The sequence below is a fragment of the Tenacibaculum sp. SSH1-16 genome, from assembly GCF_040104435.1.
Taxonomy (GTDB): Bacteria; Bacteroidota; Bacteroidia; order Flavobacteriales; family Flavobacteriaceae; genus Polaribacter; species Polaribacter mesophilus.
Map to the genome: position 1 here is coordinate 97,502 of NZ_JBECOV010000007.1, position 16,076 is coordinate 113,577.

The 16,076-nt window shown below is 30.0% G+C and carries 15 protein-coding genes; 10 read left to right on the forward strand and 5 right to left on the reverse strand.

Going from position 1 to position 16,076, the window contains the following annotated elements; genetic code table 11:
• Positions 1 to 12: 12 nt before the first annotated feature.
• The 3 genes from ABMY20_RS10505 to ABMY20_RS10515 are packed head-to-tail and all read right to left on the reverse strand — an operon-like array spanning position 13 to position 2,156.
• Entirely contained in the window at positions 13 to 1,083 is a 1,071-nt protein-coding gene (locus tag ABMY20_RS10505) for a hypothetical protein (RefSeq protein ID WP_349265250.1), read from the reverse strand.
• Positions 1,070 to 1,600 (reverse strand): hypothetical protein, encoded by a 531-nt coding sequence (locus ABMY20_RS10510; RefSeq protein ID WP_047789500.1) that lies wholly within the window; start codon positions 1,598 to 1,600, stop codon positions 1,070 to 1,072. The genes ABMY20_RS10505 and ABMY20_RS10510 overlap by 14 nt, the downstream gene beginning before the upstream one ends.
• Positions 1,590 to 2,156, reverse strand: coding sequence for an RNA polymerase sigma factor (locus ABMY20_RS10515; RefSeq protein ID WP_231128417.1), 567 nt, complete (start codon positions 2,154 to 2,156; stop codon positions 1,590 to 1,592). Before ABMY20_RS10515 ends, ABMY20_RS10510 begins: the two co-directional genes overlap by 11 nt.
• A gap of 202 nt (positions 2,157 to 2,358) precedes the next feature.
• Here ABMY20_RS10515 and ABMY20_RS10520 point away from each other — a divergent pair, with 202 nt between their 5' ends.
• The 10 genes from ABMY20_RS10520 to ABMY20_RS10565 all read left to right on the forward strand — a co-directional run bounded on the left by ABMY20_RS10520 (position 2,359) and on the right by ABMY20_RS10565 (position 15,213).
• The gene (locus ABMY20_RS10520; protein ID WP_201284798.1) at positions 2,359 to 3,213 is read left to right on the forward strand and encodes a hydroxymethylglutaryl-CoA lyase; all 855 of its coding nucleotides are present in this window, start codon (positions 2,359 to 2,361) and stop codon (positions 3,211 to 3,213) included.
• 4 nt (positions 3,214 to 3,217) lie between these two features.
• Positions 3,218 to 4,024, forward strand: coding sequence for a hypothetical protein (locus ABMY20_RS10525; RefSeq protein WP_047789503.1), 807 nt, complete (start codon positions 3,218 to 3,220; stop codon positions 4,022 to 4,024).
• 37 nt (positions 4,025 to 4,061) lie between these two features.
• A complete protein-coding gene (locus ABMY20_RS10530; RefSeq protein ID WP_349265251.1) occupies positions 4,062 to 5,621 on the forward strand; it encodes a bifunctional metallophosphatase/5'-nucleotidase in 1,560 nt (519 codons plus the stop codon).
• 133 nt (positions 5,622 to 5,754) lie between these two features.
• Positions 5,755 to 6,942: a DUF4856 domain-containing protein gene (locus ABMY20_RS10535; RefSeq protein WP_349265252.1), complete on the forward strand. Its 1,188-nt coding sequence runs from the start codon at positions 5,755 to 5,757 to the stop codon at positions 6,940 to 6,942.
• 105 nt (positions 6,943 to 7,047) lie between these two features.
• On the forward strand, positions 7,048 to 8,148 hold the full coding sequence (locus ABMY20_RS10540; protein WP_349265253.1) for an imelysin family protein: 1,101 nt from the start codon (positions 7,048 to 7,050) through the stop codon (positions 8,146 to 8,148).
• On the forward strand, positions 8,141 to 9,508 hold the full coding sequence (locus tag ABMY20_RS10545) for an HTTM domain-containing protein (RefSeq protein WP_349265254.1): 1,368 nt from the start codon (positions 8,141 to 8,143) through the stop codon (positions 9,506 to 9,508). The genes ABMY20_RS10540 and ABMY20_RS10545 overlap by 8 nt, the downstream gene beginning before the upstream one ends.
• Positions 9,483 to 11,975: a TonB-dependent receptor gene (locus tag ABMY20_RS10550; RefSeq protein WP_349265255.1), complete on the forward strand. Its 2,493-nt coding sequence runs from the start codon at positions 9,483 to 9,485 to the stop codon at positions 11,973 to 11,975. Before ABMY20_RS10545 ends, ABMY20_RS10550 begins: the two co-directional genes overlap by 26 nt.
• A gap of 242 nt (positions 11,976 to 12,217) precedes the next feature.
• On the forward strand, positions 12,218 to 12,751 hold the full coding sequence (locus ABMY20_RS10555) for a hypothetical protein (protein ID WP_349265256.1): 534 nt from the start codon (positions 12,218 to 12,220) through the stop codon (positions 12,749 to 12,751).
• Positions 12,752 to 12,951: 200 nt separating this feature from the next.
• Positions 12,952 to 14,466 (forward strand): HAMP domain-containing sensor histidine kinase, encoded by a 1,515-nt coding sequence (locus ABMY20_RS10560; RefSeq protein ID WP_349265257.1) that lies wholly within the window; start codon positions 12,952 to 12,954, stop codon positions 14,464 to 14,466.
• A gap of 3 nt (positions 14,467 to 14,469) precedes the next feature.
• Positions 14,470 to 15,213 (forward strand): response regulator transcription factor, encoded by a 744-nt coding sequence (locus ABMY20_RS10565; RefSeq protein WP_349265258.1) that lies wholly within the window; start codon positions 14,470 to 14,472, stop codon positions 15,211 to 15,213.
• Here ABMY20_RS10565 and ABMY20_RS10570 read toward each other — a convergent pair whose 3' ends face one another.
• Both ABMY20_RS10570 and ABMY20_RS10575 read right to left on the reverse strand, forming a co-directional pair.
• Positions 15,214 to 15,483, reverse strand: a complete 270-nt coding sequence (locus ABMY20_RS10570; protein ID WP_047789511.1) for a hypothetical protein — start codon at positions 15,481 to 15,483, stop codon at positions 15,214 to 15,216. It abuts the gene before it with no gap.
• 5 nt (positions 15,484 to 15,488) lie between these two features.
• Positions 15,489 to 16,076: a hypothetical protein gene (locus ABMY20_RS10575; RefSeq protein ID WP_349265259.1), complete on the reverse strand. Its 588-nt coding sequence runs from the start codon at positions 16,074 to 16,076 to the stop codon at positions 15,489 to 15,491.

The window sequence follows — 16,076 nt, forward strand, 5'->3', positions numbered from 1 at the left end:
TTTGTAAGTTGGTTAATCATTTAATTTTAAAGAAACACCTCCGTATTTAGATTTTATGGTAATGGTAGAATTAGAATTTCCTTTACCAAAAGTTCCCTCGTAGTATTTTTTAGATGATTTATTAATGCTTTTAAACATGTTTACATAGTTTTCAGGATATCCAAATCCAGCATAACCTAAATCAACAGTAAAAGTAAAGTTGTTATTACTATTCGTGCCAAGTTTAATTCCAGCATAACTTCCATCAATAACAATACTTTCAAAGCCTTTTTTAATATTTCTAACTCTAACACTACCGTAATCAGTATTAATTTTTAAGTTTTTTCTAATAGCACCTATTTTTATGCTAGCATAATCAGAATTACCATTAACGTTTGAGGCATCATCTATAGAAATACTTCCATAATCACTATTAAAATCAATATCGGTTACAGTACCTATTTTCATGGTAGAATAATCGGCACTTACTTTTAAGTTCTCTGATTTTATAATAGCTAACTTAGAGTAGTCAACACTTAAGTTTCCTGATTTCATAAAGTTAATTTCAGAAGTACCACAATAATCTAAATTAATGTTATTAGTTCCATTTAATAATTGATCAATTTGTATTTTACCATAATCACAATTAATATTAGACTTACCTTCTAATTTATCTAGCTCAATGTTTCCGTATTTATTATTTAAATCAGCATTGTTGGTGATTGGCATTTTAACAAAGTAGTTAATTTTGTAGTTGGTGTTATTATTACCCCACCAAGACCAGCTTGATTTTGTTTTTTCAATAATGGTTCTGGCTTCTATTAAACTAGGTGTAGCTTCAAATTGAACATCAATTGCTTTTAACTTACGTTCAACGTTAGATAAGTCATTGCCCTTAACGGTTATTTTGACATTAATTTCTATTCTGTTTTCGTTCCAAGTAGCTACATTTATATTACCATATTTATTGTTAATGTATAAGGTTGCGTTTTTGTTAACCGAAAATGTTTTACGTATGTTTTTGCTTTTTTCGTGATTTTTATCATTAGCTACTAAAAGAGTAGGAATGAATAACAGTAGGAAAAGTATTTTATATAATTTCATCTTCTAATATTTCTAATTTTGCGGGGTTTTGTTGTAATTCTAATCGTAAAAGAAGTTTTTCTAATACATCTAATCGTTGTTGATAATTTTGTATCATTTCTCTGATGATTTGATGTTTGTTATCTCTTTTAGATAGTTCTTTTACGAGCGTTTTGTATTGGTCTTCTAGCTCTTCAATTTCATTTAAAGAATCTTCAATAACTATTTCGGTTTCTAAATTCCTATATTGTTCAACTTCCTTTAATTCTTGATTTATAGTTGTAACAAAAAAGTTTTGAGCCTCTGCCATTTTGGGCGAAATATCAGCTAAGTCATAGGTGTTTTTTTGTTGATAACTACCAAGATAAAATCCTAAAAATAATACGATTGAAGCTGCTATGCTCATCCAAAAATAAGATGGTCTTTTAGCTCGTTTTGGCGACTCTAGTTTTCGTTGAAATCGATTTAAATGTCCTTGATGAGGCTCGAAAACATCAAAATCATTTTCTTTAAAAAACTGATGTAGTTTATCCTCCATATACTTGTGTTTTATTAGTATTAGCTGCTAATACTTGTTTTAATTTCTTTTTTGCTCTAGATACTGTTGTTCGCACATTTTCATTGGTGTAATTTAATATCTGAGCGATTTCATCATAATCATAACCTTCAACAAGGTTCAAGGTCAATACAATTCTGTAATTATCCTTTAAACTTTGCAAACAGCTTATAACTCTTTTAACTTCTAAAGAACTATAGTCTATCTCAATATCTTCTACTTCGTAGCTAGGAATCACATCCATTCGTACTTCATCATATCGAGTAACTTTCTTTAATTGGGTTAAACTTTTATTAATCACAATTCTTTTTAACCATGCACCAAAAGTAACCTCACCTTTAAAGCTATCTAACTTCATGAAAGCAGTTAAAAATGCTTCTTGGATTAAATCTTCAGCCTCAAACTCGTCTTTTAAGATACGATATGACGTATTATACATAGCTTTGTAATAGTTTTGATAAACCTGCATCTGAGCAGCATTATCGTTCTTTTTACAGCGTTCGATTAGTTGGTTAATATGTGTATGTTGAGACTCCAATAAAATCATTCTACACTAGAGACAATTTAACTTTAAAATTGTGACAGTTTACATCAATAAAAGTAAAATATTTTTTATAGTTTTAAATTTTATATTGATATTTTGTTGATAATTAAAGTGTTGTGTGTTTTGTTTTTTGTTAGGGATCGGAAGATTAAGACAAGTGAAAAAATGAATCAAAATATGTATATTTGACACAATGGTGAATAGTGTTAAAATTATTGAATGTCCAAGGGACGCAATGCAAGGAATTAAAAGTCATTTTATTCCTACAGAGGCAAAGGCTAAGTATATTAATTCACTGTTAAAAGTAGGGTTTGACACTATTGATTTTGGAAGTTTTGTATCACCAAAGGCAATTCCGCAAATGAGAGATACAGCTGAAGTTTTATCGATGTTAGATTTATCTACTACTACAAGTAAACTTTTAGCAATTGTAGCAAATGTTCGAGGAGCAAATGATGCTTCACAATTTGAAGAAATAGATTATTTAGGATACCCTTTTTCAATATCAGAAAACTTTCAAATGCGGAACACGCACAAAACAATTGACCAATCTATAGATACCCTAAAAGAGGTATTAGCTATTGCTAATCGAACAAATAAAGAGGTCGTAGCTTATTTGTCAATGGGATTTGGAAATCCGTATGGAGATCCTTGGAGTGTCGAGATAGTTGGAGAATGGACCGAAAAACTTTCGTCGTTTGGTGTTAAAATATTATCTTTGTCAGATACAATTGGAAGCTCAACACCTGAAGATATAGATTATTTATTCTCAAATCTAATACCAAGTTACCCTCAAATAGAATTTGGAGCTCATTTACATACTACACCAGTTAAGTGGCACGAAAAAGTTGATAGTGCATTTAAGGCAGGTTGTCGACGTTTTGATGGAGCTATTAAAGGGTATGGGGGGTGTCCAATGGCTAAAGATGATTTAACAGGTAATATGCCTACGGAGAAATTGTTATCTTACTTTACATCAAATAAAGTAATAACTAATATAAAACCAATGAGTTTTGAAAGTGCATATAATAAAGCCCTAGAAGTTTTTTAAAAAAATGATGAAATTAAATATTGTTTTTCTTTTTTTCTTTATTTCAGCTTTTTCTCAATCTGTTGATAGTGAAAGAATAGGAGTATGGGACGTGAAAGGCAATAAAATAATTAAAAATCATTCTGTAAGTGATGAATTAGCTTCTTATTATTGGAGTGAGTTTAATAGAATTTTTCCAAAAGAGCTCACTCAAAAATATATAAAGCGTATTGTTTTAATGACAGATGGGGTTGATGAAAAAACAGGTGCTTTAGTAGCTTTGAGTTCAAAAAATGATAAATGGCAATTAGAAATTGATATTAGAGATGTAAACTTTGAAACTAAAGATAAAAGAAGATTACACGAGTCTGTTTATACCTTAGTTCATGAGTTTGGACATTTGTTAACACTTAATAGAACTCAAATAAGGCCAACGAATAAAAGAAAGCAAGAAGAAGGAGAGTTATATTTAACTCATGAGGGAGAGGCTTATAAAGATAGTTATATTAACAGGTTTGTTAATATTTTTTGGAAAGGAGCCCTTTTAAACCGTTGGGATGTTATTCAACGAAAATACTGTTATACAGAGGCAAATTGTGTAGAAAAACTATATGATTTATATTTAAATAACAGAACAGAGTTTCTTACAGACTATGCAGCAGAAAGTCCAGAAGAAGACATCGTAGAAAGCTGGACAGCTTTTGTGTTAAGGCCTAAAATAAAGAAGCCTAGAACTATAGCGCATAAAAAAATAAATTTCTTTTATCAATTCCCTGAATTGGTAGAATACAGAAAAATGATTAGGCAAAACACACGTCAATATCTTCACTAAATTTGTAAATTTGATTTCTTTATCAAAGTAAAATCAAATGAAACAAGTTAGAATTCTTTTAGTATTTCCCATAATCTTATTGTTTATAGTTAGTTGTAATTTAAATAAAAAAACAGCTAATGCTTCTACAAACAAATATCAGTTTACAAAAGATGCCGATAAAACGTACTTTACAATACTTCAGTTAAATGATGTTTATGAAATAGCGCCAATACAAGGAGATAAATATGGCGGAATGGCACGGGTGGAAACCGTACACCAAGACTTACTTAAAGAAAATGAACAAACAATGTTAGTGTTGGCAGGAGATTTTTTATCACCTTCTTTGCTTGGAACAATGAAGTATAATGGAGAACGAGTAAGAGGAAAACAAATGGTAGAAGTTATGAATGCTATGAATTTTGATTTAGTTGCTTTTGGTAATCATGAATTCGATTTAAGTTACACACACTTACAAGCGAGATTAAACGAGAGTAAATTTGAATGGATTTCTGCTAATGTTTTGCATAACATAGATGGTAAACACTCGTATTTTCATAAAATAATTGATGGAGAAAAACATAGTTTAAAAGATTCTTATATAAAAGAGTTTGTAAATCCAGATGGTACAAAATTAAAGGTAGGTTTTATAAGTGTTTGTATACCTTCCAACCCTAAGAGTTATGTATATTATGGAGATATGTACGAAGAAATAAAGCGGGCATATAATAAGATTAAAGATAATGTTGATATAGTTATTGGGTTAACCCATGCTTCGCTAACTCAAGACAAAGAAATAGCAAAAATATTACCTAATGTGCCTTTAATAATGGGTGGACATGAGCATACCAATAGTTACGATAAAGTAGGAGAGGTAGTAATTACCAAAGCAGATGCAAATGCTAAAACGGTCTATATTCATAGATTTGAATATGATCCAGCAACTAAGAAAACTCAATTTAAGTCAGAGTTAAAAGAGATTAACGATTCGATAACTTCAAATAAAAAAGTAAAAGCTGTAGTTGATAAATGGCAGGTTGTTTTACAAAGTAAAATTCAAGAAGTAGTTTCTAATCCTTATGAAGTTATATATACAGCTAAAGAACCTCTTGATGCAAGAGAAAGTACTATTAGAAGTGTTCAAACAAATATGGGTAAGATTATAGCTAAGTCTATGAGTTTAGCATACAATAACGAAGTTGACTGTGCATTAGTAAATGGAGGTTCTGTTAGGATAGATGATGTACTATCAGGAGATATAAATGCCGTTGATATTTTCAGAGTTTTGCCTTATGGAGGTGAAGTTTTAAAAGTGGAAATCAAAGGAAGTCTATTAAAAGAAGTGTTGGACTTTGGAGAAGCTGCTTCAGGAACAGGAGCCTATTTACAACGATTCAATGCTAAAAAAGAAAAAGGAGAATGGGTGCTTAAAAACGGTAAACTTCAAGAAGATAAAACCTATACAGTTGCTTTTTCAGATTATTTATTAAGAGGTCTTGATATACCTATACTTTCAAATAAAAGTAAAGATATAATACATATTTATAAACCAAAAAAAGATGAAATGGCTTATGATATCCGTAAAGCCGTTGTAAACCTTTTTGAAAAAAATAAATAGATTAATTTTACTTCATGTGTAACTAAGTAAAATATGTTAAAAATTATTTAAAATAAGTCTTAATAAGATTTGGTAAAATAAATTTCTTACATAAATTTGCCAGTAAATTTAATTAAAACTTAATCTAAATAAAATGAAAAGAGTATTTCTTTCAATGTTAGCTATATCAGCTCTAGTATTTACATCTTGTTCAGACGATAATGATAATGATGTAAAACCACCAGTGGAAGCTCCAGCTACCTACGCTTTTAATGGAAAAGATAATAAATCTAACGTTAGTTTTTCAGGACAAGTAGCACGTTTAAAAATGGCTAAAGAGTTAAAGGATGCACTTGGAGATAACGTTAAAACTCAGGCTCAGTTAGAAGAAATGTTTAAAGATGGTACAGGGTTTGAAGATGCATCATTAAACACTTCAGGAAAAAAACTTAGAGGTACAGTGGCTTCAGCTACAAACTCTAATGTGGATGCTGTTGAAACAGATGAGTTAAGGCTAAAAATGGATGGATGGATTAAAGATCATGCAACAGAGGTATATGCTAATTGGAATACAGATGCTGCTGCTGGTACAGCAGGAAAATTAACTACAGGTAGTAGAACAGTTTATGTGAGTGCTAAAGGAGTTGAGTATAATCAAGCAGTAGCTAAAACATTAATAGGTTCTGTGATTGCAGATCAAATGATAAACAAGTATATTTCTCAAAAATTTATTGATGATAATAAAGCAGATCATGAAGCAGGAAAACCATACAAAGGAGATGATACCAAAAATTATACAGCTTTACAACATGGTTGGGATGAAGCTTATGGGTATTTATTTGGTTTAGAAGAAGATCCTGCAAAACCAGTTAATTCTTTAGATGACAGAAAAGGCTTCCTAAACTCATATATTAAAAGTGTTGATAATGATAGTAAGTTTAAAGGAATTTTTGATGATGTTTATAATGCATTCAAATTAGGAAGAGCAGCAGTAGATGCTAATGATTATGAATTAGCAAGTAAGCAAGCTGAAACTATTAGAGCATCAGTATCTAAAGTAATAGGGGTTATGGCTGCACATTACCTATTAAAAGGAAAAGGAGCTAAAGATGCAAATAGTTTACATGCATTATCAGAAGCATACGGTTTTTTACAATCTTTAAGATTTGTTGAAATTAATGGACAACAAGTTGAAAAAAACCAAATAGCAGGAACTATCGCAATGTTAGAAGCTGATAATGGTTTATGGTCTATTACAGACGATCAATTGGACCAAATTGCATCTAGATTAGGAACCTATTTTGGATTCACAACAGAAGATGTAGTTAGTTTAAACGATTAAAACCATTAAATTAAGATAAATTAAAATAGCCATGTATAGTTACATGGCTATTTTTTTTTATTTTTGCGTGTTTATTTAGATTAATAAAAAATTAATTAAGACAAAATGAAAAAAATCGTATACATATGTGTACTTTCTTTAATCGTTGCATGTAGCTCAAGTAGTAGCGATAATCCTAGTACATCAAACCCAGATGATTTTAATAGAAAAGAGATGTTGACTTTTTGGGCTGATCAAATGATTATTCCAGGATACAATGATTTTGTAGAGAAAACACAATTATTAAACGAAGCAATAAATAAATTTACAACAACAGCAAGCACAGCTAATTTAGTTGAAGCAAGAACTGCTTGGAAAAATGCTTACGTAACTTGGCAAAAAGTTTCTTTATATCAAGTAGGTAAGGCTCAAGAGATAAACATGGTTGGTTATATGAACACAATACCAACTAACGCTACTCAATTAGATGATTATGCTAAGTCAGGGACTTATAACCTAGAGTCACCTAATTTAATAAGTGTACAAGGTTTTCCAGCTTTAGACTATTTACTTAACGGGAAAGGGACTGATGAGGAAACTGTAACTTTTTACACAACAGCAGAAAATGCAGCTAAGTATAAACAATACTTAAAAGATGTAAGCAACAGAGTTTATAATCTATCTAAACAAGTTAAGGATGATTGGAACGGAGGTTACAAGCAAACTTTTATTGAAAATGATGGATATTCAATATCAAGTAGTGTAGATAAATTAGTAAACTTTTATGTTGTAGCTTTTTTTGAAAAACAATTAAGAGACCCTAAAATAGCCAATCCATCAGGAGCAAGAACAGGTATACCAGATGTAACCTTGGTTGAAGGATTTTATAAAAAAGACATTTCTAAAGAATTATTTATAACCGCATTAACAGCAACAAAAAACTTTTATAAAGGAATAGGTTATAATGGAAATAATGGTAAAAGTTTACAGCAATATCTTGAATTTCTAAAAAGAAAAGATTTAGCAGATTTAATAAACACAAACTTTACAAATTTAGAAGATAAGGCAAGTTTATTAAAAGATGATTTTACAGATCAAATTCAAAATGACAAAAACGTGTTTTTAAATACTTATGAGGCTATGCAAACAGTATTAAAAAACTTTAAACCAGATATGATGAGTGCTATGAGTATTAAAAATACTTCGAGCGACGCTGATAATGATTAATACATTACAAAAATATTTCAAAAAAAATACGGAAGCTGCTCCACTTGCAGTATTTCGTATTTTTTTTGGTTTTATGATGTTTTGTAGCATACTACGTTTTTGGTTAAACGGATGGATAGAAGAACAGTATATAAAACCAAAATTTTTCTTTTCATACTACGGATTCGAGTATATAAAACCATTTGGTAACTACACTTATTTATTATTTTTAATTTGTGCAATAGCTGCACTATTTATAATGTTAGGTTATAAGTATAGAGCAGCAGCAATTACTTTTTTTTTAAGCTTTACCTACATAGAATTAATGGATAAAAGCTATTATTTAAACCATTATTACTTTGTAAGTTTAGTAGCATTTATTCTAATTTTTTTACCAGCAAATGCTTATTTTTCTGTAGATGCAAAACAAAACGAGAAAATAGCCTATCAAAAAATACCTAATTGGACTATAGATGCTATAAAGTTACTATTAGGTATTGTATATTTTTATGCAGGATTAGCAAAACTAAATTCTGATTGGTTGTTTAGAGCATCACCATTAAATATATGGTTACCTGTACAAAACAATTTACCGTTAGTAGGTTTTTTAATGGTTAAAACATGGTTTCACTTTGCTATGAGTTGGGCAGGAGCCATATACGATTTAACAATACCTTTCTTATTATTAAATAAACGAACACGCACAATAGCGTTTATTGCAGTAATTATATTTCATGTATTTACAAGAATATTATTTTCAATAGGAATGTTTCCTTATATAATGATTGTCTCAACCATTATATTTTTCAATCCAAAGCTACATCATAAAATACTAAATAACATAGCAGCCATATTTAGAATTTCTAAGGATTATTTCGATCAAGGAAAAACCTTAGTAACTACTCAAAAACTAACATTAACAAGAAAATTTTTAATACTATTTTTTGTACTGCAAATAATTATTCCTTTTAGGTATTTGTTGTACCCTGGAGAATTATTTTGGACTGAAGAAGGATACCGTTTTTCTTGGCGTGTCATGTTAACAGAAAAAGCAGGCTATGCAGAGTTTAAAATAATTGATGAAGAAACAAAAAAGCAAGTATATATTGATAATAGCGATTATTTAACAACATTACAAGAAAAACAAATGAGTTTTCAATCAGATTTTATACTTGAATTTGCTCATTTTTTAGGAGACACCTACAAGAAAAAAGGAATGAAAAACCCTAAAGTATATGTAGATAGTTATGTAACATTAAACGGTCGACTTAGCACACAATTTATAGATCCAAAAGTAGATTTATACCAACAAAAAGAAAGTTTTAAACATAAAAATTGGATTATACCATTTAATCATGAAATCAAAATTAAAGGCCTGTAGCATTATTTTTACCTTATTTTTAGCTGTGCAAACAGTAGTAGCACAATATACCATTTCAGGAAAAATAATTGATGAAAAAGGAAACCCTATTAATAATGTTGAAGTTTTTGATGCTTCAGGCGGAAAGTTAGCAATATCAGATGCTCAAGGAAATTATAAAACCAAACCATTGCAATCAGGAAACTATTCATTGGTATTCTTTTCTTACAATTTCGAAATAAAAGAACATGCACTAACTATTACAAATAAAAATATTGTAGAAAACATAACACTTTTAAAGTTAGATGAAGAATTATCAGAAGTAATTATCAATCAAAGACTAAGAAAAGTGTTTAGTTTAAAAAGATTAAAAGCAGTAGAAGGAACTGCCATTTACGAAGGAAAAAAAACAGAGGTAGTTTTATTAGACCAAACAGTAGGAAACAAAGCAGCGAATAACGCACGCCAAATATATAGTCAAGTAGTAGGACTCAATATTTACGAAAATGACGATGCAGGATTACAGTTAAATATTGGAGGTAGAGGTTTGGATCCTAACAGAACATCAAACTTTAATACACGACAAAACGGTTACGACATTAGTGCAGATGTATTAGGATATCCAGAAAGCTATTATACACCTCCAGCAGAAGCCTTGCAAGAAATACAAATTGTTAGAGGAGCTGCTTCATTACAATACGGAACACAATTTGGAGGCTTATTAAATTTTAAATTTAATGAACCTAATAAGAGTAAAGAGTTTGAGTTCATAACAAGACAATCTACAGGATCTTTCGGTCTTTTCAATTCTTTTAATAGTGTTGGAGGTACAGTTGATAGAACAGGTTATTACGGTTACATAAATTATAAACGAGGAGATGGTTTTAGACCAAATTCAGAATTTAATTCAATAAATATTTATGGTCATGTAGATCATAAACTATCAGAAAAAACAACTTTAACAGTAGAGGCAACATATTTAAATTATTTAGCTAAACAAGCAGGAGGGTTAAATGATAAAATGTTTAATGAAGATCCTTTTCAAAGTAACAGATCAAGAAATTGGTTTCGTGTAAACTGGAATTTGTGGACGGTAAAACTAGACCATAATTTTACAGAAGACACGCGCCTAAGTGTTAACTTATTTGGGTTAAATGCTTCGAGAAAAGCCATAGGGTTTAGAGGAAATTATAAATCAAGTAATGTAAGCCCTATAACATATGTAGATGAACCTTTTGCAGATGGAAATTACGCTACGAGAGATTTAATTAACGGACAATATAAAAATTGGGGAACAGAAATTCGCTTTTTATCAAACTATGATTTTAGAGGGCAAAAGAATACTTACTTATTGGGTGTAAAATATTACAAAGCAAATAATTCTGAACAACAAGGAGCAGGATCTAATGGTGTAGATGCAAACTTTACATTTGCAGATGTAGATGCCTATGCCTCATCTAATTTTAAATTCCCAAATACGAACGTAGCATTATTTGGAGAACATATTTTTAAACTATCAGATAAATTTTCAATAACTCCTGGATTTAGATTAGAATACATAAAAACAGGAAGTAATGGTGATTATAAAACAGTATTGTGGAATAATGAAGATCTACAAAACGGAGTGCCGTTACCTAACGGAATTAATACGTTTAGAGACGATAGAACAAAAGAAAGAAGCTTTGCTTTATTTGGTATTGGAGCAAGTTATAAACCATCAACAAAGTTAGAAATTTATGCAAATGCTTCTCAAAACTACCGTTCAGTAACCTTTAATGATATCCGTACGGTAAGTCCTACTTTTAAAGTAGATGAAAACATAGATGATGAAGAAGGAGGCACAGCAGATATTGGAATAAGAGGAAAAATTAAAAACATAGTAACCTACGATCTAAGCGGATTTGGACTGTTTTACAATAAAAGAATCGGAATTTTCTGGGTAAGTAGCGGACCCGATGCAGGAGACAGGTTAAGAACTAATGTAGGAGACGCTTTTATTTATGGTTTTGAAGGTTTTACAGATGTTAGTTTGGCAAATGCATTTAAACTGTCACCAAACTACGTGCTAAATACCTATGTAAACCTAGCGTTAACACAATCAGAATATACAGATTCATTAGAAAAATCAGTAATAGGAAATCAAGTAGAGTTTATACCGAACCTAAACTTAAAAACAGGAGTGAAGTTTGGATATAAAAACTTTTTAAGTAGCTTACAGTTAACGCATTTGTCTGAGCAACAAACAGATGCTACACATGCAACAGTAGATAGCACACATCCTAGTTACGGAACAATAGGTCCTATACCAGCATATACAATTGTAGATGCTTCTTTTTCATATTCGTATAAAAAATGGAAGCTAGAAACAGGAGTTAACAACCTGTTAGACGAAAAATACTTTACACGTAGGGCAACAGGATATCCTGGACCAGGTATTATACCATCATCTCCTAGAAACTGGTATGTAACATTACAGTTCAAGATTTAAAATAAAGGGAGAAGCTTCGGTTTCTCCCTTTTTTAGTTACATGGTATTAATATAACGGCTTTATCGTGTTAATAAAGGCTTTCGAAAACTATTAATAATATTTGTTTTGCTTGCGGAAAAACTAGGAGTTTTATAGAGGAGTATTTATCTAGATACTCCTCTATAAATTATTAACAAACTATTTTTTCTTTTCTTTTTATAATTGTAAATTTAGCCAATAACCAAATTAAAATTATAAAAACATGGGAAACCCAGTAAACGTTAACGGAGTTACATTAACATTAAAAGATTTTAGAAAATTTGACACCAATATTAATTCAGAAAATGTACCTAAAGGTCCTTTAGTTAATATGTCAGGTCTTGAAGGTAGTACAAGTAACCTTTTTACTGTAACGGTTTTAGCATACTTACCAGATAACCCTTTGAAGCCAATTGAAAATACCACTGGTTTACAACTTCAAGGAAACGAAATCTATTTAAACTATTACGGGATTTCACCAATAAAAATACTAAATAAAGATGGTGGGTATACTACAGTAAGTGGTAGAGATTTTAGAGTAGATTTTAATTGTAAAAAAGAAGCTAGCCACTTTGATTTATATTATTTACAATTTACTTACCAGTTAGAAGCTGGGACTGAATTAGCAGATATGATTTATGTTAGAGATAATAATACAACCCCAATTTTAGGTGATGTAAATAACGATCCAGAGTTAGAAAGAGGAACTGTTACAGCACCAGCAACGCCTCCACCTCCAACAATGCCAACAAAATAATTTTGAAAAAAAACTATCTTTTATTTTTTATATTTATGTTTCTTTTGGGAGTAAATGTTTACTCTCAAAAGTCTAATTTTTTATATGAAAAGGGAAGTACAATTTGTAAAAAGTCAAATAATGAAATCTTTTGTAAGGCTATAAAGTTTTATAAAAATAAGCAATATGATTCTTGTTATGTCTTTAGTAATAGAGCTTTAATGATGGCAAAAACAACTGAAGAAAAAGATTTTTTTAATTGTATTCAAGGCTATAGTGCATTTACAAATAAATTATATACAAAAGCTCTTTTTAATTTAACTGAAATATCAGATGATGAAGATTATAGTCAAATTAAGCTATACTTATTAGGTAATGCTTATCTAAAAAGTGAAAAGTATGATGAATCAGTTAGGAGTTTTGAAAAATGGATAGAAAACGATTCAACTTCAAAAAAAAATATAAGAAAAGCTGTCTTTCATAATTTAGGACTTTGTTATGTCTTTAAAAAAGAGTATGCAAAAGCTAAAAAATATTTTGATGAAGAATTAGATTTAATTAAAGACCAAGATACTGTAGCTATAATTAGAACTAAAATGGATTTGGCAAATGTATATTATCATCAATATTTAGATGACGATGCTATTCCTTTGTTTAAAGAAGCATATGATTTGGCAAAGGTATTTTCTGATGTTGAACTAAAACAACACACAGCTAAAAACATGGCGGTTATAGAGAAGAATAGAAAAAACTACCAAAAAAGTGTAGAGTATTATATAGAATATGGTCGTTGGAAAGATTCTATTTGGAACCGTGATAAAATTTGGGAGCTTACAGAAAAAGACAAACAATTAGCCGTAGCCCAAAAGCAACAGGAAATAGCATTACAAGAAGAAGAATTAAAGCGTCAAGCAGTAGTGCAAAAGAGTTTAGTAATTGGAGCTTCGGGTTTATTAGTTTTTCTCGGGTTTTTAGGTTATTTTTATAGAGAGTTAAAAAGTAAAAATAGGTTTATTACCCAACAAAAGGAAGAGTTAAACGTAGCTAATAAAACCAAAGACTATTTGTTTTCTGTAGTGTCTCATGATTTACGTTCGCCAATTAATACAATTAAGCGACAACACGAAAAGCTAAAACGACAATTAAAAAACAAAGAATACGATGTGGTAAGTGAAACGACCAACAATGCTATTGCATTAACAGAAAGTACAAGTCACTTATTAAACAACGTATTGCATTGGTCGTTAGAGCAAAACAATCAGTTATCGTTTAAGGCAGAAGAATATCCTTTGAAACCATTGGTAGAACAGGCTGTTTATAACTTTGAAGAAATTGCAGAAGCTAAAAACATTGCACTAACTACCATGTTAGAGGCTACTATTTTGGTAAAGGCAGATAAGGAATCCTTGAAAATAGTATTGAGAAATTTGTTAGATAATGCACTAAAATACACAGGAGAAAACGGCAAGATTGAAGTAAAAACCTATAACGACTCTAAAGAATTTAGTACAATTGAGGTTAAAGATACAGGTTTTGGAATTTCAGAAGAAAAATTAGCGAAAATAAAAAGATTAGAAGACTTAAGTATTGACAAAATTAACAGATCTGAGGGCGTAGGGCTAGGTATGTTACTATGTCAAACACTTATTAAAAAGAATAATGGAAAATTACTCATAGATAGTGAGTTGGAAGTGGGGACAACTATACGAATTTTGTTACCCAACGCAAGCGCATAAATTATGAAAAAACTACAATTACTATTGCTAGAAGACTTAGAAGAAGAAGCTTTAGAACTTTCTTCTTTTTTAGAAGATAATGACTACGAAGTATCATTAGCAAAAAATGCGGTAGAAGCAGAAAAGTTAATTAGAAGCCGCTTTTTTGATGTTATTATTTTAGACATCATGATAAACGGAAGACCAGACGGAATTTCGTTAGCACACCGTTTGAATAAAGAAGGAATTAATGTGCCTTTTTTATTCCTAACAAGTATGCAAGGAAGAGAAATTTTTGATGAAGCAAAACTAACCAATCCGTTAGTATATCTTTTAAAGCCATATAACAAATTAGAATTGTTATTTTCTTTAGAATTGGCAATTGAGTCGTGTTATCAACAAAACAACAGTATTAGTTTAGCATCAGACAATGGTGTAATAAGTCCGTCTTTTTTATTTATAAAGAAGAAAAGAAGCGTGGTTAAAGTAGATGTAGCTGCTATTAATTATGTAGAAGTAAAGGAAAAATACTGTAGCTTAATTTGTGACTCAGGAAATTATCTAATAAAGTTATCGCTAACCAAGCTAAAAGACATGCTATCTAATCCAGATTTTAGACAAGTACATAGAAATTACTTAGTTAACGTAAAGAAAATCAAAGAAATTTACTTTGAAGATAATCTTATTGTCTTAGATAATGATGAAAAAATACTCTTTAGTGAGCGTTACAAAACAGCATTTATAAAAGACAATACAATTTTTAGGTAGTTATACCACTTTAGAAACTAAACTTATAACAAAGCCAAAGCCATTTTCAATATTAGAAATAGCTTTGGCTTTTTCATTATTACTAATAGTAGCATCATCAATAAGTTTAAGTGTTTTTATGGCGTTTGCATTGGTAATTTTACTTTCCTTAATAAAAGCATCCACTTCGCTAAGCTTTAGGTTTGTTAAACTAGCCAATTGTTTGTTAAACTCAGCATCAGTTTGTGAAGCAGCTTCTTTAGCTATATTGTTCCAGTCTATAGAATTCATAATCGTTATTTTTCTGTAATTACTTTTTCAATGGTTATCAATTTATTTAGGGCACTTCCAGTTTTATCAATACTCTGATTAATGGTGTTTTCAACCTTTTTTATATTAATTTTATCACCTGTAAGTTGATCTATTGCCGACAAAGCGTCACTTTCTGTAGTTTTTATGTTTACAGCAGAGTTAATTAAGTTTTGAAGCGAAGTAGTAGCTTTACTATAATCGCTATAATTAGAGTTTAGTTGGTTTAAAATATCTTGTCTTTGTAAATCTAATACACTTTGAAGCGAATCTTTTTTATGATTAATAATAGGAACAATACTATTTAGAATATTAGGTAATTCTTTTTTATAATCTAAAGAATCTGGTAATAAACTTTCAAACTTTTTTAATAGCGTAGGGGTGTACTTATTTTCAATAAATAAATTGATTTTTTCTTTTCGCTCATCAAAAAGTTTATTGACTAAAGCTACATTTAGTTGATGCATATTATCAGCTTCTTTAATAACTTCTTTAGTAAGTGTTACAGTAGAGCTTGGAATACTGGAGCAGGAAAAAAGAAAAAAAGAAAAAACAGATGCATAAAAGTATTTCAT

Coding starts and splice junctions, on each gene's coding strand:
- ABMY20_RS10505 (WP_349265250.1), bottom strand. CDS start 1,083: ATGAAATTATATAAAATACTTTTCCTACTGTTATTCATTCCTACTCTT.
- ABMY20_RS10510 (WP_047789500.1), bottom strand. CDS start 1,600: ATGGAGGATAAACTACATCAGTTTTTTAAAGAAAATGATTTTGATGTT.
- ABMY20_RS10525 (WP_047789503.1), top strand. CDS start 3,218: ATGATGAAATTAAATATTGTTTTTCTTTTTTTCTTTATTTCAGCTTTT.
- ABMY20_RS10530 (WP_349265251.1), top strand. CDS start 4,062: ATGAAACAAGTTAGAATTCTTTTAGTATTTCCCATAATCTTATTGTTT.
- ABMY20_RS10535 (WP_349265252.1), top strand. CDS start 5,755: ATGAAAAGAGTATTTCTTTCAATGTTAGCTATATCAGCTCTAGTATTT.
- ABMY20_RS10540 (WP_349265253.1), top strand. CDS start 7,048: ATGAAAAAAATCGTATACATATGTGTACTTTCTTTAATCGTTGCATGT.
- ABMY20_RS10545 (WP_349265254.1), top strand. CDS start 8,141: ATGATTAATACATTACAAAAATATTTCAAAAAAAATACGGAAGCTGCT.
- ABMY20_RS10550 (WP_349265255.1), top strand. CDS start 9,483: ATGAAATCAAAATTAAAGGCCTGTAGCATTATTTTTACCTTATTTTTA.
- ABMY20_RS10555 (WP_349265256.1), top strand. CDS start 12,218: ATGGGAAACCCAGTAAACGTTAACGGAGTTACATTAACATTAAAAGAT.
- ABMY20_RS10560 (WP_349265257.1), top strand. CDS start 12,952: ATGATGGCAAAAACAACTGAAGAAAAAGATTTTTTTAATTGTATTCAA.
- ABMY20_RS10565 (WP_349265258.1), top strand. CDS start 14,470: ATGAAAAAACTACAATTACTATTGCTAGAAGACTTAGAAGAAGAAGCT.
- ABMY20_RS10570 (WP_047789511.1), bottom strand. CDS start 15,483: ATGAATTCTATAGACTGGAACAATATAGCTAAAGAAGCTGCTTCACAA.
- ABMY20_RS10575 (WP_349265259.1), bottom strand. CDS start 16,076: ATGAAATACTTTTATGCATCTGTTTTTTCTTTTTTTCTTTTTTCCTGC.